We start from the raw sequence: 17,907 nt of genomic DNA on the forward strand, positions 1-17,907 counted from the left end.
TTGGCGCATTGTATTAATGCTGCCAGCCGGCCGTCACCGTCCACAGCGCCGTCAGCAGCAGCAATGCGCCCACGCCGCGGTTGAGCAGCAGCCCGCCGCTGGGCCGCCGCTGCAGCCAGTCGCGGCCGCCGGCCAGGCCCAGGGCCAGGCCGCCGTATATGCCGGCCTGGGTCACGGCGATGATCGTCCACAGCACCAGCGCCTGCAGCCAGACCGCGCCGCGCTGCGGGTCGATGAACTGCGGAAAGATGGCCAGCATGAACAGATAGGCCTTGGGGTTGAGCAGCGAGGTCAGCGCACCGCGCAACACGGCGCTGCGGTCGGACAGGCGCGGCGCCTGCGCCTCCAGCACCGCGGCGCTGCGGCTGCGCAGCAGGGATACGCCGATCCAGGCCAGGTAGACCGCGCCGGCCAGCAGCACCGCGTTGAACAGACCCGGCACCAGCTTGATGAGCAGACCTATGCCGCAGGCCGCCGCAATCACATGGCAGATGCCGCCGGCGACAATGCCGGCCAGGGCGAGCAGGCCCTGGCGGCGCCCGCCGACCAGGGAGCTGCCGGCGATATAGGCCATGTCCATGCCGGGCAGGATGACCACGGCCAGTACGATGAGAAAGAACAGCCACAGCTGGGTCAGGCTCTGCATGCGGCCACCGCCAGCTGCTGCACCGGGCGCTTCGCGCCAGCAGAAGGCCTGGCCCCGGCATGCGCCGCGCCGCCGGGACCGCACCCGGCCGGCGCGAACGCGCCAACCACCCGGAACACGCCTGTCATTCTTCTGATCGCCATGATCCGCTCTGCGGGTTTCGACCGCGGCAGTCTGCCCGCGAATCAGGACCAGTCCGGACCTGATTCGCCACAGTCAGTTGAAGCCGTTATCGAAGATTACGTCCGCATGGGTCAGGCGGGCGAGCACCATGTCGGTCGTCTTGGGCGTGGCGCCGGTCGCCAGTTCGCTGGGGCCGGCAAGGATCACGCGGCCGAGTTGCAGGCCCAGCGCCAGCGTGCGCTCGCTGCGCAGCGGATTCAGTCCCCCGGCCGGGCGCGCCACACCGTTGAGGCCGAAGTTCGCGGCGAAATCGCCGCCCGGCGTCAGCTTGGCCACCGCCGCCTCGTAGGACTGGTCGCCGTTGAGGCCTACGCGGCCGCCGACGTAGACGTCGCCTTGTGCGTCGGTCAGCACCGCGTCGCAGGAAGCACTGTCCAGCGCCGCGCCGTTGAAGCGCACGGTGCGGCGGCCGTTGGAGCCCGGACCGAAACCGAAGTCCGGCTGCATGGTGCGGTTGAGGCGGAACGCCATGCAGTCGGACTTGCCGCCGGCGGTCTCTATCGTGCCTGCCACGTAGATCTCGCTGCTGCCGCGGAACACGATCGCGCGGGCTTCCTCGCTGCCGTTGGCGACGTTGTTGGCGTTGTAGAGATAGGTCTGGATGGTCGATACGCCCAGGCGCGCGACGATCAGGGCCGAATCGCCGGTGACGAAGCGTTGCGAGCCGGCGAAGTAGACGTCGCCCAACGGCGCATCGAAGGCCACGGCATTGATGAATACATTGTCGAGATTCGGCACGTCGTTGATGGCCGGCGCCTGGCCGGGATCGACGTCCAGCGGCGTAACCCGGCCATCGAACGCGCGGAACGAGTTCGTCGTGAAGTTGTAGGCACTGCCGCCGACGAGGATGCGGCCGTCGGCCAGCGGCTGGAGGCCGGCCACGAGGATGCCGCTGGCGGCGAAGGCCGGCGGCGGGATGCTGACGCAACCGGTCTGGCTGGTGTAGCCGGCCGTCGAGAACGTCGGATCCAGCGTGCCGTCCTGGCGTATGCGGCAGAGCAGCAGGTGATAGGCGCCATTGCGGAAGTCGCTCGCGGCCAGCAGGGTCTTGTCCGTGCGCGCGTCATAGCGCAGCAGCGGCCGGTACAGCGTGCCGGTGCTCGTGATCTGCAGCAGGTCGCCCGCGGCAAAGCGGGTATCGGGGTGGCCGTCGCGGTTGAGCGCGCCCACCACGATGTCGTGGACCGTCGTCGGCCGCGAGGCGGCGAAGACGGTACTGCCGTTGGGCAGTACGGTGAGCGCCTGCGGCCCGGGCGCGCCGGCGCCGGTCAGGCGGGCGTAGCCGTAGCTGGCATAGCTGGGATCAAGGTCACCGGCAGCGGCGGCCGGACCGCCGGGCATCAGGCAGAAGCAGAAGATCGCGCGGGTGATCCAGGAAAGAAAGGACATGGCAGGCTCCGTAGGCAATGCCGCCGGCGGCGGCTTCGGAACGGAGCCTGGGCCTGCCCCCGGCGGCCTGCTTCACTGCCGCCCAGGAACAAGTTAACAGCAACATCACAGAGTTCCAGATCACTGATCCGAAACTATTTTTTTTCGCGCAGCTGCAGGCAGGCGCTCAGCCGCAGCGGGTTCGGATAAGGCGGATCGGTGCGGCACGGGGCGACAGGCGCGCCCAGGCGCGCGGCCAGCAGCAGCGCGTCCTCGGCGCTGTAGGTCTGCCGCACGCCGCGCTCGACGGCCAGGTCCAGCTCGCGCCGTGCCTGTTCCGGCTGGCCCCGGGCCTGCGCCTGCCAACCGCGCAGCAGCTCGGCGACACCGGCGAAGGCCGGGTCGTCGGCAATGTCGGCAGCCACGGCCCGCAGGTCGCCGGGCAGGGCGAGCTGGTTTTCCAGCGCGACCAGCAGCAGCGCCGGGCGCATCCACAGATGCGGCGCCAGCTGCCAGGCCTCGGCCAGCAATGCCGAGGCGCGGCCGGCTTCGCCGCGGCGCGCCTCCATGACCGCCTGCAAGCCCAGCGCCGTGGCCACGCAGTCAAAACGGCCGCGGTCCTGGCAGAGCCGGCGCGTGGCCGACAGCCGCGGCAGCGTGTCGGCGCTGGCCGCCTCGAACGCGGCAATACCGGCCAGCTCGGTGGCCATGATCTGGCGGAGATAGTCGCCGGCCTGCTGGGCATGGCGGGCGCTTTCGTCCAGCGCCGCGACGGCCTCGGCCAGGCGCCCGGCGCTGTAGGCCTCGCGGCCCTGCAGGTAGGTGCGCAGCGTCGGATTGCCGGCGATGGCCGGCAGCGCGCGCGCCATCGCCGCGACAGCCGGGTCGCCGAGCGACAGGCGATCGGCAAGCACGTCGGCCAGCAAGCCTGCCTCGGGCCCGCGTGTCGGCACCTGCTGGAGCGAGCGCAGCGCGCCGGCGAAGTCGCGGTCGGCCAGCAGCACATGGGCGCGGGCGTACTGCATGCGCCAGGCCGCCGGGCGCAGCTCCAGCGCGGCATTGAGCGCGCCGCGGTAAGAGTCGTTGCCGCTGCGGGTCACGAAATAGTCGACGAACAGGCGCAGATAGGGCGGGGTGTCCGGGCGCAGCCGCGCCCGCGCCGCACGGCCCCAGGCGGCCGCCTCCTCCGGCGCCGTATGCGAGCGCCACCACGCCAGCATGGCCGCGGGCACCGGCGTAGCCAGATCGCTCGCGTGCAGGCTGCGCATCAGCGCGATCGCCCGCTCGCGGTCGCCGGCTTCCTCGGCGGCGAAGGCCGCGCGGGCGATGCCCGCCGTTTCCCTGCGGTCGGCCTGCAGGTCGCTCTCGCGCAGGGCATAGCCGTCGAAGATCAGCGGATCGCGCAGCAGCCAGGCGGCCAGGCCGGCCGCGAGCGCCGCCAGCACCAGCACCGCGGCGAGAACTCGCCGGCGCGGCGCGGCCGGGCCCCCAGGGCTGGCCACGGGCTGCGGTACCGCCGCGTCCTTCGCCCGGGGCGCCGCGGCATCCCCTGCCGGCTGTGGCGGCCCGGGCGGCAACGGCCCGGCCTGCTCCACGGCCGGCGGCACCGGCGCGGCGGACGGTTCGGCGCCGGACGGCTCGGGGAGCGCCTTGCGCGGGCTGCGCTGGAAGTCGAACTCGGTGCTGACCGGCGCCTCCAGCCGCACGCCGCTGCGGCGCAGCGTGGTGACTAGGCTGCCGTACGGCCCCAGCAGCGAGCGCAGGCGCCAGATCAGCTGCGACAGCGCCGAATCCGAGACAGTCTGGCCACCGGGCCAAAGTGCGTCGAACAGTTCCTGCCGGGTCAGCAGGCGTCCCTCGGATTCGCAGAGGATCTGCAGCAACTGCAACAGCAGCGGGGTCGCGCCCACGTCGTTGCCGTCGATGGACAGGCTGCCGCGGCGCAGGTCCAGCGCCACGCCGGCGAAGCGATAGCCCACGACACGCGGCTCGGGCGCGCGGGAAGACTCGGGTAAGGCCATCGGTCGGTCGGGCACGGGGATCACGGTGATCGTAGCGAAGGCGCCGCCGCGCCGGTAAGTCCGGGATAATGCTCAAATGCGGGCGGAATTGGCCCTGATTCAAACTAAGCTTAAGCCGCTGGCGCAGACAAGACCGTCCTGCCCCGAGCCGGAGCCACCTGCCGCATGAGCCACCCCGCCTCCCGCGTACTGACCGTCCTCGAACTGCTGCAGGCCCATGGCCGCATCAGCGGCGTGGAGCTGGCGCAGCGGCTGGAGGTCGATGTGCGCACGGTGCGGCGCTATATCCGCGTGCTGGAGGACATCGGCATCCCCATCACCGCCGAGCGCGGCCGCTACGGCGCCTACTCGCTGGTGCCGGGCTTCAAGCTGCCGCCGCTGATGTTCGGCGACGACGAGGCCCTGGCCCTGTCGCTGGGCCTGCTCGCCGCGCGCCGGCTCGGCCTGGCCGATGCAGCGCCGGCCGTGGCCAGCGCCCAGGCCAAGCTGGAACGGGTGATGCCGGCCAATCTGCAGCGGCGCGTGCGCGCGGTGGCCGAGACGGTGACCCTGGACCTCAGCCACCCGGTCACCGCGACCGATACCGAAGCCCTGCTGGAACTCAGCGCCGCGGCCCAGGGCCAGCGCCGGGTGCGGCTGGACTACCGCGCCGCCGACGGCGTTACCAGCCGGCGCGATTTCGACACCTACGGCCTGACCTGGCGCAGCGGCCGCTGGTATGCGCTGGGTCATTGCCACCTGCGCCGCGACCTGCGCTCATTCCGCCTGGACCGCATCGTCAGCGTGCTGCCGCTGGACCAGAGTTTCGGCCGGCCGGCCAATTTCGACGCCGCGGCACAGCTTGCGCTGGGCCTGGCCAGCATGCCGCGGGCGGTCGCGGTCGAGGTGCTGCTGTATACCGACCTCGCCGGCGTCCAGGCCGAATTCCTCGGCAGCATAGGCGTGTTCGAGGCTGTGCCCGAAGGCGTGCGCCTGCGCGGCGGCACCGACTGCCTGGACTGGTTCGCCCGCCAGCTTGCGCGCCTGCCGTTCCGTTTCGAGATCGTCGCGCCGGACGCGCTGCGCGAGGCCCTGGCCACGCACGTGGCGCAGTTGCAGCAGGCGGCGCAGCCGCGCGCCTGAGCGCCGGCGAGGTACAGCGCAACATTCCCGCAACAGCCGCTTCGACGCGGATTCAGGCACGACAGCGCTGCCGTCTTCAGCGCGACGGCAGCGGTACGCCGACACCTGCGCGCGGCGCGCCCGTGCCCTGCGTTCCGGCGCCGGCCCAGGCGCGCCGGTGCGGCGGCGCCGCGCAAATCCGCACGTTCCACGACAGATCGCCGCACGAACGCGCGTGTTCGGCCGGCTCACGTAGAATCGCCCCCTCATGAATACTCCGCGCAAGCCCAACCCTCTGCTCACCCTGCTCGGCGGCCTGCTGCAAACCGCCCTGAATCGCGCCCTGGCGCTGGACCCCGATACCCGCGCCCAGCTGCGCCGCCTGGACGGCCGCGCCCTCAGCGTGACATTCCGCGATACGCCGCTCGCGCTGCGCCTGCAGGTGGCGGGCGAACGGCTCGAAGTCGGCCCGGCCTTCGCCGGCGACAGCGCACTGCGCGTCGCGGCCTCGCCGGGCAGCCTGATCGGCCTGCTGCTGCGCCGCGGCGACGAGGGCGCCATCGCGCCGGGCAAGGTCGAGATCGCCGGCGACGCCGAACTCGCACGCCGGCTGGAAAAGATCGCCGGCGGCTATCGTCCGGATTTCGAGGAAGCCTTCAGCCGCGTGTTCGGCGACGTGATCGGGGTGAAGCTGGCGCAGGGCTTCGCCGGTGCATTGCGCTTTGCACGCGAGCGCGGCGAGGCGCTGCTGCGCGACGGGGCGGACTACCTGCGCGAGGAAAGCGGCGACCTGATCGCGCCGGCGGAAATGGAAGAATTCCTCGACGGCGTCGACGGCCTGCGCGAACGCGCCGAGCGCCTGGAAGCGCGCCTGAGCCGGCTGCGCGCCGCCGCGGAAAAGCGCGCATGAAGCGGCAGCTGACCAGCGTGCCGCGCCTGATCGGCATAGCCCGCGTACTGCTGCGCTACCGCCTGGACGACCTGGTCGAGGCCGTCCACCTGTTCCGTCCGCTGAAATGGGTGCGCCCGCTGTTCGGCCGCCCCCACGCCGACGTACGCGCACTGAGTCGCGGCGCGCGCCTGCGCATGGCGCTGGCCGAGCTGGGGCCGATCTTCGTCAAGTTCGGCCAGATCCTCTCCACCCGGCGCGACCTGCTGCCGCAGGACATCGCCGACGAGCTCACCCTGCTGCAGGACCAGGTGCCGCCGTTCCCCGGCGCACAGGCGCGCGCGGCGGTGGAAACCGCGCTGGGCGCGACCATCGCCGAGCTGTACGCGCATTTCGACGAGACGCCGCTGGCTTCGGCCTCCATCGCCCAGGTACACGCGGCGCAGCTCAAGGACGGGCGCGAAGTCGTGGTCAAGGTGCTGCGTCCCGGCGTGGGCAGGCGCATCGCCGCCGACATGGCCCTGCTGCACGATTTCGCCAGCCTGGCCGAACGCTTCCACCCAAACGCCGACAAGATCCGCCCGCGCGAAGTCGTGGCCGAGATCGAGACCACGCTGCGCAACGAGCTGGACCTGCAGCGCGAAGGCGCCAACGCCTGCCTGCTGCGGCGCAATTTCCGCGACTCGCCCGATCTCTACGTGCCCGAGGTGTACTGGAGCCATTCGCGCGAGACCGTGCTGACCCTGGAGCGCGTGCGCGGCATTCCCGCCGACGACATCGCCGCGCTGGACGCCGCCGGCATAGACCGGGTCAAGGTGGCGCAGAAAGGCGTGCAGCTGTTCTACACCCAGGTGTTCCGCGACAACTTCTTCCATGCCGACGCCCACGCCGGCAATATCTGGGTCGATCCCACGCGCCCGGCCGAGCCGCGCTTCATCGCCATCGACTTCGGCATCATGGGTTCGCTGCCGGAGGCCGACCAGTACTGGCTCGCTGAAAACTTCATCGCGCTTTTCAACCAGGACTATCGCCGCATCGCCCAGCTGCACGTACAGGCCGGCTGGATGCCGGCGACGACGCGCCTGGACGAACTGGAAGCCGCCACGCGCGCCGTGTGCGAACCCTACTTCACCCGGCCGCTGAGCGAGATCTCGCTGGCCGAGGTGCTGGTGAAGCTGTTCCAGACCGCGCGCCGCTACGAACTCACGATCCAGCCGCAGCTGATCCTGCTGCAGAAGACCTTGCTCAATATCGAAGGCATAGGCCGCCAGCTGGATCCGAAAATCGACATCTGGGCCGTGGCCAAGCCAGTGCTGGAACGCCTGTGGCGCGACCGCCACGGCCCCGCCGCCCTGTGGAAGGCCCTGCGCCGGCGCGTGCCCGAGTGGCTGGCCGCCGCCCCCGACATGCCGCAGCTGCTGCACGACTACCTGCAGAAAGCCAGCAGCGGCGGCATCCAGATGCGCGTGCACTCCGAAGACCTGCGCAACCTGCACGCCGACGCCAGCGCCAGCCGCGCCCAGATCGTGCCGCTGGCCCTGGGCGCCACCCTGATCCTTTCCGCCGTGCTGCTGTACGCACTGGACGGCGCCGCACCGCGCTTCGGCGGCGTGCCATGGACGGCCTGGTTCACGGCGATCGCCGGGACGCTGTGTTTCTGGGCGGCGAACCGGCGCAGTTGATGGAGGCGGAGTTCGAATTCGGGGTTCTAGTTCGGGTTCGGTTCGGTCCGGGGATTGGAGCTGAAGCATGAAGGCACGAGGCCACAACGGCATGGCGGCGACGACACGACCAGAGAAACGGAGTGCAGACCGAGCCCGAAACACAGGGTCTGTGCCAGGCCGCCCCTGATTGTCGCCAGAGAATGAGCCACGCCTGAGGCGAGGGTGCCGCCGCCAGGGCCCGGTCTTCCGGCGCGACGCCGCCGCCTGCAGAATGCGCTTCTCCACCCGCGGCGGCGCACTCCATGAACTTCGAACAACTGGACCAGACCCTGCGCGCCAGCGCCGCCGACCAGCGCCTGGATAATGAGGAAAAGTTCCAATTGCGCGAAATCGGCGCACAGCTGCAGACCGAGCAGCTGCGCCGCCTGCGCAACACCGCCTTCGCCATCGCGCGCGAGCGTATCGAGGCCGAGCCGGCCCAGGCCGCCGCACTGCTGCGCTGGCTGGAACAGGTGGTGAAGACCCTGGACCTGTGCAGCAGCGTCGCCGCCGCGGCGCACAGCGCCTATTTCACGCCCGGCGACGCCTGCCTGCGCAAACTGCGCGAACTCTGCGGCGGCGCCAGGCGCCAGATCGATATTTGCGTATTCACCCTGGCCGACGACCGCCTTTCCGAAGCGGTGCTGGCCGCGCACGAACGTGGCGTGCAGGTGCGCATCGTCACCGACGACGACAAGCGCCACGACGAAGGCAGCGACATCCTCAGCCTGGCCCGCGCCGGCATCGCCGTGCGCACCGACCGCAGCCCGGCGCATATGCACCACAAGTTCGCCGTGTTCGACGGCCGCCTGCTTGCCAACGGCAGCTTCAACTGGACGCGCAGCGCCAGCCACAGCAACGACGAGAACCTCATCGTCAGCAACGACGCCTATCTGGTGCGCTGCTTCGCCGGGCAGTTCGACCTGCTCTGGCAGCGCTATACGGGCTGACGCGAACGCGCAGGCTGCGGCGCGGCAGTGCGCGCCGCATCCGGGCGGTACCGAAGGCGCCGCGCAGCAACGGCGGCCGTCAGCCGGCTCGCGGCATTGCCTTGCCGGGCGGTCCGCTTCGCATACCGGGCTGGCCTGCGCGGCAATCACACCGGACGGGCGCTTGCGGCGTCGCTGCCTGCCAGCGGACAGGCCCGTGCGGAAATCACTCCGCTGCTGCAGTCAGCCGCCCGGCAGCCGTCCCGCCATGCGCACGCGGTAGTCGCCTGGCCGCGGCAATGCCGCGCGCAGCTGTTCCAGTGCGGCCGCGCCGGCGCCGTCCGCCGCCGTGCGCGCGCGCAGGAAGCGGGCGAAGGCGGCATCCGGGCCGTTCCTGGCGTTGCCGGCCTGGAACGCCTGGTCGATCGCGGCGGCTTCCTCGCGCAGGCCGGCCACGGCGCCGCCGCCGGCGAGGCGCGCGGCCAGGGCGACGGTGCGCACGCGCAGCATCAGCTCGCTGTCGGGCGGATAGGTCGGCGCGAGCACGCCTGCGGCCTGCTGCGCATCGGCCGCGGCGGCAGCCGCGCGGCCGGCCAGCACATGCAGGCTGGCGCGCCAGAGCAGGCTGCGGCCCAGCTCCATGGCGATATCCGAGCGCTGCGCCACCCGCACGGCCTCGTCCAGTGCGGTCAGTGCGGCGTCGTCCTGGCCCAGCTGCAGGCGCAGCACGCCGAGGTTGCACAGGCCGCTGGCCAGCTCCGGGTTCACCGCCTGGCCGCGGCTGCGGTCCAGCGCGACGGTGCGCTCCATCACCGGCAGCGCTTCCTCGCCGCGGCCGGCGGCGTTGAGCGCGCGGGCCAGGCCGTTGAGATGACCGCTGATGATGGGGCTGTCCTTGCCATACAGCGCCTCCATCGCCGCGACCGCCTCGCGCTGCAGGGCGATGCCTTCTTCGGTGCGGCCCTGTTCGGCGACCACGGCCGACAAGGTGCCCAGCGTGTCGGGCAGCAGCACGCGCTCGGCACCGCTGTCGCGGCGCAACTGCGCCAGCAGCGGCTGCAGCACGGTTTCGGCCTCGGCGTTCTGGCCCAGTTCGTTCAGCGCATAGGCCAGGTGGCCGCTCAGCTCCACGATCATGAAGCGGTGCGCCGGCTGCCGCGCGTCCAGCAGGGCCAGGCCGCGGCGCATCTGGCGCACGATCTCGTCGTTGCGGTTTTCCAGCTGCAGGCCGTACACACGCAGAGCCAGGCCGTAGGCAATCAGCCGCGCCTGTTCCGGATCGCGCGGATCCAGCAACGCTTCGGCCTGGTCCAGCAGCGGCGGACATTTCGCACTGTCGTTGGCCAGATCGAGCCGGCGGCACTGTTGGGTCAGTGCGGCGGCTTCCAGCGCGCGGTCGCCGCGGCGGCGGGCAATGGCCAGGGCCTCGTCCAGCAGCGGCGCGGCCGGCTCCAGCTGCTGCAGGCCGAGATAGGCGGAAGCCATGGTGACCAGCAGCGGACCGCGCGCGGCATCCTGGCCGGCCAGCGCACTGCGGATGTCACGCGCGCCGGCGTCCAGCAGTTCGCGCACGCTCAGCGCCTCGCCTTTCTGGTTGGCCGGATCAGCGTTATCGAACAAGGTGGTCATGAAGCGCAGCGCTTCGCGCGCGGTGTCGCGTTCGCTGCGCGCGATCTGCGCCTGCCACAGCGCCGCGCCCAGGCCGCCCAGCAGGGCGAACACGGCGACCAGGCCCAGCGCCGCGGCCAGCGCATGGCGCTGCAGGAAGCGCGCGGCGCGGTAGCGCCAGTTGCCGCGCCGCGCCAGCACCGGCTGGCGACGCAGATGGCGTTCCAGGTCCGCCGCCAGGTCGCCGACGCTGGCATAGCGCTGCGCGGGCTGCTTGCGCAGGGCCTTGAGCACGATCGCGTCCAGGTCGCCGCGCAGCTCGCGCCGCAGCCGCACCGGCGTGAGGTGGCGCCTGGCCGCGATGGCCTCGGCCTGGGCGCCGTCGCGGGTCACCACCAGGCTGGGCCGGGTCGGCTCCTGGTCCAGCACGGCGCGCTCGTACGCGGCCGGCGTGGAATTTTCCATTTTGTACGGACGCTGCCCGCTGAGCAGTTCGTACAGGAGCAGGCCCAGCGCATAGACATCGACCGCGGTGGTGACCAGTTCGCCGCGCACCTGCTCGGGCGCAGCGTATTCGGGGGTGAAGATGCGCGTGGCGCTGACCGCGGCGCTGTCGGCGCCGATCAGCTTGGCGATGCCGAAATCCAGCAGCTTCACCACGCCGTCGCGGCTGACCAGGATGTTGGACGGCTTCAGGTCGCGGTGCACGACCAGGCGCTGGTGCGCGTGCTGCACCGCCTCGCACACGGTCAGGAACAGCTGCAGGCGCTGGCGCAGGTCGAGCTGGCGGCTGTCGCACCAGGCGCGCAGATCCACGCCGTCGACGTATTCCAGCGCCAGCCAGGGCTTGCCGTCGGCGCTGACGCCGCCGTCGACCAGATGGGCGATATGCGGATGCTGCAGCGCGGCCAGGATCTGCCGCTCGGCGCGGAAGCGCGCCTGGGTCTCGGCGGTGTCCCAGCCGCCGCGGATCAGCTTGATCGCGACCTGCTGCTGGAATTCGCCGTCGGCGCGCTCGGCCAGCCATACCGCGCCCATGCCGCCGCGGCCGATCTCGCGCACCAGCCGAAACGGCCCCAGGCGCATGCCGCTGACCGCGCCGGGCGCCTCGCCGCGCGCGCTGCCGGTGAGCTGTTCGGCCAGCTCGGCGACGATGTCGGGGGCGCGGTCGAGCATGGCGGTGCCGCGGGTGGAGGCCGCATCGGCCTGCAGCAGGGCCAGCACTTCCTCGCGCAGCGCGGCATCGTGCGGGCATTGCTGCAGCAGCTGGTCTTCCCATTGCGCCGGCGCGAAGTCGACCACGGCTTCGAACAATTCACGCGCAAGGCGCCAGCGTTGTGCATCCATGGAATCGGCTCATCGACGCGGCGGCCAGGGTCCGCGTGTAACCGGACTTATACGGCAGAACGCAGGCCCGGGGATCACGCTGCACGGCGCCGCCGTGTGGCGGTTTGCAAACGCGAGGACTTTCCCGCCGTGCGGCGCAGAATGGTTGCGGGCGGCAGCGCGATGCGCCGGTTTGCGAACCGGCGGATTTTCCCGCCGCGGCGCCGGATGTCCCGGTGCCGCGAAGCGCCGCCGAGAGCGCCTAGCTGTCCTTGCCGCGGCCGCGCGGGCCGCCGGCACGGGCCGGCCTGTGCGCGGCGGCCTTGTTCGCGTCGGCGATGATGGTCTCGCGCAGGTGCAGTTCGCTGGCCGAGCAGATCGACAGCACCCGCGCCGGCCCCGCGCCCACGACCAGGTAGGCGTGGCCCATGCCGCTGTCGAAATAGATGGAATCGCCGGCGTACAGCCGGGTCGGCGCGTACAGGTCGGTATGCAGGTCGACCGTGCCTTCCAGCACGAAGGTGAATTCCTCGCCGGCGTGGCGTACCAGCGGGCCGAATTCCTCCAGCGTGCGCGCGTGCAGTTCGGCCACGATGGGCACGAAGCGCTTGTTGAGCAGATCGGCGGCGGGATAGCGGTGGGCATACATCGCGCTTTCGATGGCATAGCCTTCGCCGGCGCGGGTGATGCTGCGGCGGCCACTGAAGCGGGCCGGATCGCTGCCGCCGGCGCTGGCGAACAGTTCGGCGATGTCCACGCCCAGCGCCTCGCTGATGCGCGTGAGCTTGTCGAAGGTCAGCGCCATCTTGCCGTTTTCGAGCTTGGACAGGGTCGAGACCGGCAGGCCGCAGCGCCCGCTCAGTTCCACCAGGGTCAACCCCTGCCGTTTGCGCGCCGCGTTGAGGGCCGCGCCCGGATTGGTCTGCCCGGCGCCGCGCTCGCCGTCCGGCGCCGGATTGCGGACCCTGCCGCCGGTTTTCTTCGTCGTCATCACGCACTGCTCCTCCCGGCGGCAGAGTATCGGCTACCTGCATGCAGGTTCACAGGAAAACGGCAGCGCGGGCGCAGTCCTGTCAGCGGCACCTCGCGGCACCCGGCGCGCAACGCCGCGCCGCGGCCGCGGCTAGCGGATGCGCTGCTCCACCCAGGCCAGATACTGCTGCCGCAGCGGATAGGCCGGCGTCGCGCGCACCGCGGCCGCATTGGCCGCGAACAGGGCACGCGCCTGGGCCTGCGCGCCGGTATCGGCCAGGCAGCCGGCCAGCACGATCTGCAGGAAGGCGCGTTCGGCCGCGTTGATGCGGCTGGCGCTCGCGGCGAGGGTCTGCGCTTCGCGCGCCTGGGCGCAGTCGCGCCGGGCGCTGCCGGACTGGGCATCGAGCATCTCGCGCTCGGCCAGGGTGCGCGCGGTCTCGGCCGCATCCGGCCTGGGCAGGGCGCGGAAGCGTTCCAGGGCCAGATCCAGTTCGGCACGCGCCGCGTCCCAGCGCTGCTGGCGCCGGGCGATGCTGCCCAGTTCGCGCCGGATCGCGGTTTCGTCGCGGCCCTTGTCGGTATCGGTCGCGATCAGCAGCGCCTTGGCTTCCTCCAGCGAGGCGCGCGCGCCGGCCAGATCGCCGGCGCGGTCCTGCGCGCGGCCGTAGTTGTACAGGCTCTGCGCGATCCAGCCGTGTTCCGGGCTGAGCTGTTCGCGCCGCAGCTCCAGCGCGCGGCGCAGCTGCGGCAAAGCTTCCTCGACCCGGTCGGCGCGCATCAGCATCACGCCGTAGTTGTTGATCGAGGTGGTCAGGCCGCCGTGCGGGCGCTTGCCGTAGACCTGGGCCTTGAGTTCCAGCGCGCGCCGGCTCCACTCCAGTGCCTCCGACAGATCGGGCCGGTTCTGCAGGCTCATGCCCAGCACTTCGCTGATGCGCGCCTGGCGCAGCAGATGCGGCCGCGGCTTGGCCTGCTCGGCGGCCAGGGCCTGGCGCAGCATCGTTTCGGCTTCGGCGGCGCGGTCGGTGCGGATCAGGCGGAAGGCCAGCGGCACCACGGCGTCGGCGCGCCAGGTCTGCGCGTCGTCGGGCAATTGCTGCTGCAGCGCGTAGGCTTCGCGCAGATAGCGTTCGGTGTCCTCGTCGCGGGCCAGGCCGCTGGCCACGTTGGACAGGTCTATGCCGGTGCGCACGCGCAGGCGCAGGAAGCGCGGATCGTCCGCCGGCAGTTCGGCGTGCACCTGCTGCAGCAAGGCCAGCGCCTCGGGCAGGCGCGATTCGGAACCGAGCATGGCGCCGTGCAGCTCGCGCGTTTCCAGCTGCAGCAGCGCATCGCCGCTGCGTTCGGCCTGGCGCAATGCCTCGGCGATCAGGCCATCGCCGCTGCTGCCGCCGCCCAGCGCCCGGCGCGCCTGGGCCAGCACCAGCAGCAGGCCGGCCTTGGCGTGCGGATCTTCGTCCAGCTCGCCGTTGAGCAGCTGATCGGCACCGGCGTCGAGCAACTGGCCGGCGCCGGGTTCCTTGCCCTGGTTGACGTTGGGGTCGGCCTGGGTGAACAGGTCGGCGAGGAAATCGGCCGTGCGCTGGGCGCGGGCCGATTCGCGCACGGCCAGGTCGCGCTGCTGACGCGCCTGCTCCGCCTGCCACAGCGCCAGGCCCAGTCCCAGGCACAGGGCCAGCACCGCGGCCACGGCCAGCCCTGTCGCCAGCGCATGCCGCGCGACGAAGCGCCGCGCGCGGTAGCGCCAGTTGCCGCGCCGCGCCGCCACCGGCCGCTGCGCCTGATAGGCGGCGATATCGGCCAGCAGTTCGCCCACCGTGGCATAGCGCTGGGCCGGATCCTTGCGCAGCGCCTTGAGCACGATGGCATCCAGGTCGCCGCGCAGCTGCTGGCGCAGGCGCCGCGGGCTGAGATCGCGCGCCTGGGCCAGTGCCTGCGCGTCGCTGCCGGTCTCGCCCTCGACCACGGCCTGGCTGGGGCGCGTCGGCTCGTGATCGAGAATCGCGCGCTCGTAGGCGGCCGGCGTCGAATTCGCCGCGCGGTAGGGACGGCGGCCGGTCAGCAGTTCGTACAGCAGCAGGCCCAGCGCATAGATGTCGACCGAGATCGTGGCCACTTCGCCGCGCAGCTGTTCCGGCGCAGCGTATTCGGGCGTGAACACGCGGCTGCCGCTGACCTGCAGCGAGGCCGGGTCTATCAGCTTGGCAATGCCGAAATCCAGCAGCTTCACCGTGCCGTCGGCGCTGACCAGGATGTTGGACGGCTTGAGATCGCGATGCACGACCAGCCGCGCATGCGCATGCGCGACCGCCGCGCAGACCGTGGTGAACAGCGCCAGGCGCCGGTCCAGGCCCAGGCGCTCGCGGTCGCAGTAGCTGGCGATATCGCCGCCGTCGACGTATTCCAGCGCCAGCCAGGGCTTGCCGTCGGCGGTGACGCCGCCGTCGATGAGGTGGGCGATATGCGGATGCTGCAGGCCGGCGAGGATCTGGCGCTCGGCCTGGAAGCGCGCCATCACCGCTTCCGCATCCCAGCCGCTGCGGATCAGCTTGACCGCGACCTGCTGCCGGAAGGCGCCGTCGGCGCGCTCGGCCAGCCATACCGCGCCCATGCCGCCGCGGCCCAGCGGCCGCAGCAGGCGAAACGGGCCCACGCGCTGGCCTTGCAGGCGGGCGTATTCGGCGGCTTCTTCCTGCGCGGCAATATCGGCCAGCACCGCCGGCGCCTGCGCAGGAAGGCCCGCCCCGGTGGTCGCGCCGGCATCGGCGGCCAGCAGCTCGCGCACCTCGTGTTCCAGCCCGGCGTCGCCGCCGCAGCGCCGCAGCAGCTGTTCCTGCCACTGCTCGCGCGGCAGCTCGATCAGCTCATCGAACAATTCGCGCGCGCGGCGCCAGCGTTGCGCATCCATGGGTGACTGCCTGCCGACGACGCCACGGACAGCGCCGTGGATAGCGTACGCAAAGTCGCTGCCACAGGGATCAGCATGCCGGCGGCGGCGGCCGGCTTTGCGCTGCGGCGACAGCGCGGACGCACGCAGCGAGGGTGCAAAAACGGTGCGGCAGGACCGCTGCCGCGGGGCGCGGCGGGGCGGCGCAAAAATCCACGCCTTCGGGCGCTGCCGGCGAAACGGCTCCGCGCCCGGCCGGGGCGCGGAGCCGCAAGCCTGTCTTACTCGAAACCCAGATCGGCGCAGGTGGCGTCGACATAGCCCTGGGTGTAGTTCCACTGCACATCGCCGGGACCGCTGACCGGCGCATTGATGACCAGGTACTGCGCCACCGCCGCCGTCAGCGTCCCGCCGCCGCCGTCCCTGCACATGGCGATGTCGTCCGCTGTCGTTGCACCGTAATAGGCAGCGACGTTGGCCGCGGCGGTGTGCCAGGACACGCTGGTCATGGGCGGAGTACAGGTCGGGCAGGTGCCGTAATAGGTCACCGCCGAAGCCTGGGTACTGAACAGTGCTGCGCCGATCACACCGATAACAAGCAGAGCCTTCATCGCTTTTCTCCTCGCAGTGGGCCGGCGCGGATGCGCAGGCCGGAACCTGTTCGTGATCGCAGGCGACAAAGCAGCGCCGGGGGCGCAGAAGCACGCGCCAAGCAAATAACAGCCGCTTTCGCGCGGCGCGATCTGCTTAACATGAACTTTATAAATAGTCGCAAAGTCGCCTTGCAAACCGCGAGCATACCCGCATCGGCGCAAATAAATCAGATGCAACAAACCGTTTTTTCTATTGCGGCACTGTTTGGAAAAATGCTCCGCGAATCGCGCAACGCGGCTGCTGTGCGGCGACAGCAGACGATCCGGCTCCTGCCGACTTATTTCGAGCGGTTGAACAGCAGCGCGCCCGCAGCCCTGGCGCTGGCTTCGTCGCAGCGCCGCCCCAGCGCATCCTTCAGGCGCGGGCAGCGCTGCGCGAGGTCTTCCAGCTTCAGGTTCTGCGGCACGCGCGCGTGGTTGACGCAGACCGCGCCGTGCGGCGCCCAGCCGGCCTCGAAGCGGAAGCCGGCTTCATTGGCCGGCTGCTGCACGCCGTGCCCGTCGTAGATGTCGATGGCGGTGCCGTCGCGCGTGGTCGCCGTACCGTCGCCGCAGTAATCGGCGCGCACCATGTGCACGCAGGCTTCGTACATCGGCGCCATGGGCGTGCCATCCGGGGCGGGCGCCCAGGGCCGGTAGCCCCAGCGCACGCACTTGGCCTGGGCGCCGGCGGTGCAGCTCAGCGCGAAATGGTCACGCCCGGGCTGGTAGCGTCCATCCACCCAGCGGCCCGGCACCGGAAAGCCTTCCTGGCGCCCTTCGCGGTCGGCCTCGCAGGCGGGCGCCCAGGCGCCGCCGCGCTCGCGCTGGCTGAAACGATGCAGCAATACCGTGCCGCTGGGATCGGACGGATCCGGTCGCACCGCGTCTATGCGCAGCTGGCGGCCGCCGCCCAGGTCCAGCTCCGCGCCGATCAGCTCCGCGCTGCGCAGCACGCGGCCGTCCAGCCGGTACAGCACGAACTCGGTGCCTTCGACGCTGAGCCGCGCCGGCGGCGCAGCGGCCGCAGGCAGGGCCGCGGCCAGGGCGAGCAGCCGTGCCAGCCAGCGCGGCGCCATGGCTCAGCGCGACTCCGGCAGGTGCACCTGGACCTGGTCCAACGGCACCGCCGACCAGTCCGGCGCCTGCCAGGCCGTGGCGTCGAAAGCCGCTTCCCGCTCCGGATCGGCCGCGCTGCCGAGCTGCGCGCCCCGCAAGCTGGTGCCGTTGAGGTTGAAACCATTCAGCAGGAGGCCGTTGAGGCTCAGGCCATTGAGGCTGAGGCCGTTGAGATCCACCCCGTTGAACCGGGTGCCGTTCATGCGCATGCCGTTGAAGGCGATCCCGTTCCAGCGATAGCCGTTGCCCTGGACGCCGTTCAGCGCCATGCCGTTGAGCTTGAAGCTGTTGAGCGCGATGCCGTTGGTCTGCATCCCGTTGAAATTGATGCCATTCAGGGCAATGCCATTGTCGCTGCGGCCGTTGAACTTGATGCCGCAGCCGACACAGGCGCTGGCGGAACCCGCGGCGGCGAACAGGCCAAGGGCGATCAGGAAGCGCTTCATTGCATACTCCGGTTCAAAGGTGCCCAATCGGCACTCGCAGGGACGTACGCAGCGGCAGGCCGCCAGGGATCAGG

General features: G+C 71.2%; 13 protein-coding genes. 4 read left to right on the plus strand and 9 right to left on the minus strand.

Features of this window, described 5'->3' with window-relative positions; all coding sequences use genetic code 11:
- Positions 1-13: 13 nt before the first annotated feature.
- The 3 genes from NM961_RS14050 to NM961_RS14060 form a co-directional block, all read right to left on the minus strand.
- A complete protein-coding gene (locus NM961_RS14050) occupies positions 14-646 on the minus strand; it encodes a LysE family translocator (RefSeq protein WP_255915031.1) in 633 nt (210 codons plus the stop codon).
- A 216-nt stretch (positions 647-862) separates the two neighbouring features.
- On the minus strand, positions 863-2,218 hold the full coding sequence (locus NM961_RS14055) for a hypothetical protein (RefSeq protein ID WP_255915032.1): 1,356 nt from the start codon (positions 2,216-2,218) through the stop codon (positions 863-865).
- 134 nt (positions 2,219-2,352) lie between these two features.
- The gene (locus NM961_RS14060; protein WP_255915033.1) at positions 2,353-4,218 is read right to left on the minus strand and encodes a winged helix-turn-helix domain-containing protein; all 1,866 of its coding nucleotides are present in this window, start codon (positions 4,216-4,218) and stop codon (positions 2,353-2,355) included.
- A gap of 165 nt (positions 4,219-4,383) precedes the next feature.
- Here NM961_RS14060 and NM961_RS14065 point away from each other — a divergent pair, with 165 nt between their 5' ends.
- From NM961_RS14065 to NM961_RS14080, 4 genes are all read left to right on the plus strand, one after another.
- On the plus strand, positions 4,384-5,340 hold the full coding sequence (locus NM961_RS14065; protein WP_255915034.1) for a helix-turn-helix transcriptional regulator: 957 nt from the start codon (positions 4,384-4,386) through the stop codon (positions 5,338-5,340).
- A 247-nt stretch (positions 5,341-5,587) separates the two neighbouring features.
- Positions 5,588-6,229, plus strand: coding sequence for a ubiquinone biosynthesis accessory factor UbiJ (locus NM961_RS14070; protein ID WP_255915035.1), 642 nt, complete (start codon positions 5,588-5,590; stop codon positions 6,227-6,229).
- Positions 6,226-7,890 (plus strand): ubiquinone biosynthesis regulatory protein kinase UbiB, encoded by a 1,665-nt coding sequence (gene ubiB / locus NM961_RS14075; protein ID WP_255915036.1) that lies wholly within the window; start codon positions 6,226-6,228, stop codon positions 7,888-7,890. The genes NM961_RS14070 and ubiB overlap by 4 nt, the downstream gene beginning before the upstream one ends.
- A gap of 284 nt (positions 7,891-8,174) precedes the next feature.
- A complete protein-coding gene (locus NM961_RS14080) occupies positions 8,175-8,861 on the plus strand; it encodes a phospholipase D-like domain-containing protein (protein WP_255915037.1) in 687 nt (228 codons plus the stop codon).
- 222 nt (positions 8,862-9,083) lie between these two features.
- On the opposite strand, the gene NM961_RS14085 is transcribed toward NM961_RS14080, so the two are convergent.
- The 6 genes from NM961_RS14085 to NM961_RS14110 form a co-directional block, all read right to left on the minus strand.
- Positions 9,084-11,795 (minus strand): serine/threonine-protein kinase, encoded by a 2,712-nt coding sequence (locus NM961_RS14085; RefSeq protein WP_255915038.1) that lies wholly within the window; start codon positions 11,793-11,795, stop codon positions 9,084-9,086.
- A 241-nt stretch (positions 11,796-12,036) separates the two neighbouring features.
- On the minus strand, positions 12,037-12,765 hold the full coding sequence (locus NM961_RS14090) for a helix-turn-helix domain-containing protein (protein ID WP_255915039.1): 729 nt from the start codon (positions 12,763-12,765) through the stop codon (positions 12,037-12,039).
- A 132-nt stretch (positions 12,766-12,897) separates the two neighbouring features.
- On the minus strand, positions 12,898-15,657 hold the full coding sequence (locus NM961_RS14095) for a protein kinase domain-containing protein (RefSeq protein ID WP_255915040.1): 2,760 nt from the start codon (positions 15,655-15,657) through the stop codon (positions 12,898-12,900).
- A 260-nt stretch (positions 15,658-15,917) separates the two neighbouring features.
- A complete protein-coding gene (locus NM961_RS14100) occupies positions 15,918-16,247 on the minus strand; it encodes a hypothetical protein (protein ID WP_255915041.1) in 330 nt (109 codons plus the stop codon).
- 320 nt (positions 16,248-16,567) lie between these two features.
- Positions 16,568-17,347, minus strand: coding sequence for an ADYC domain-containing protein (locus NM961_RS14105; protein WP_255915042.1), 780 nt, complete (start codon positions 17,345-17,347; stop codon positions 16,568-16,570).
- Positions 17,348-17,350: 3 nt separating this feature from the next.
- Positions 17,351-17,833, minus strand: a complete 483-nt coding sequence (locus tag NM961_RS14110; RefSeq protein WP_255915043.1) for a hypothetical protein — start codon at positions 17,831-17,833, stop codon at positions 17,351-17,353.
- Between the last annotated feature and the right edge of the window lie 74 nt (positions 17,834-17,907).

This window comes from Tahibacter harae (assembly GCF_024437735.1).
Lineage (GTDB): Bacteria > Pseudomonadota > Gammaproteobacteria > Xanthomonadales > Rhodanobacteraceae > Tahibacter > Tahibacter harae.

Bases quoted from the DNA above. Each gene is read 5' to 3' on its own strand.
- NM961_RS14110 (WP_255915043.1), bottom strand. From the start codon at position 17,833: ATGAAGCGCTTCCTGATCGCCCTTGGCCTGTTCGCCGCCGCGGGTTCC.
- NM961_RS14095 (WP_255915040.1), bottom strand. From the start codon at position 15,657: ATGGATGCGCAACGCTGGCGCCGCGCGCGCGAATTGTTCGATGAGCTG.
- NM961_RS14060 (WP_255915033.1), bottom strand. From the start codon at position 4,218: ATGGCCTTACCCGAGTCTTCCCGCGCGCCCGAGCCGCGTGTCGTGGGC.
- NM961_RS14070 (WP_255915035.1), top strand. From the start codon at position 5,588: ATGAATACTCCGCGCAAGCCCAACCCTCTGCTCACCCTGCTCGGCGGC.
- NM961_RS14080 (WP_255915037.1), top strand. From the start codon at position 8,175: ATGAACTTCGAACAACTGGACCAGACCCTGCGCGCCAGCGCCGCCGAC.
- ubiB (WP_255915036.1), top strand. From the start codon at position 6,226: ATGAAGCGGCAGCTGACCAGCGTGCCGCGCCTGATCGGCATAGCCCGC.
- NM961_RS14090 (WP_255915039.1), bottom strand. From the start codon at position 12,765: ATGACGACGAAGAAAACCGGCGGCAGGGTCCGCAATCCGGCGCCGGAC.
- NM961_RS14100 (WP_255915041.1), bottom strand. From the start codon at position 16,247: ATGAAGGCTCTGCTTGTTATCGGTGTGATCGGCGCAGCACTGTTCAGT.
- NM961_RS14065 (WP_255915034.1), top strand. From the start codon at position 4,384: ATGAGCCACCCCGCCTCCCGCGTACTGACCGTCCTCGAACTGCTGCAG.
- NM961_RS14105 (WP_255915042.1), bottom strand. From the start codon at position 17,347: ATGGCGCCGCGCTGGCTGGCACGGCTGCTCGCCCTGGCCGCGGCCCTG.
- NM961_RS14055 (WP_255915032.1), bottom strand. From the start codon at position 2,218: ATGTCCTTTCTTTCCTGGATCACCCGCGCGATCTTCTGCTTCTGCCTG.
- NM961_RS14050 (WP_255915031.1), bottom strand. From the start codon at position 646: ATGCAGAGCCTGACCCAGCTGTGGCTGTTCTTTCTCATCGTACTGGCC.
- NM961_RS14085 (WP_255915038.1), bottom strand. From the start codon at position 11,795: ATGGATGCACAACGCTGGCGCCTTGCGCGTGAATTGTTCGAAGCCGTG.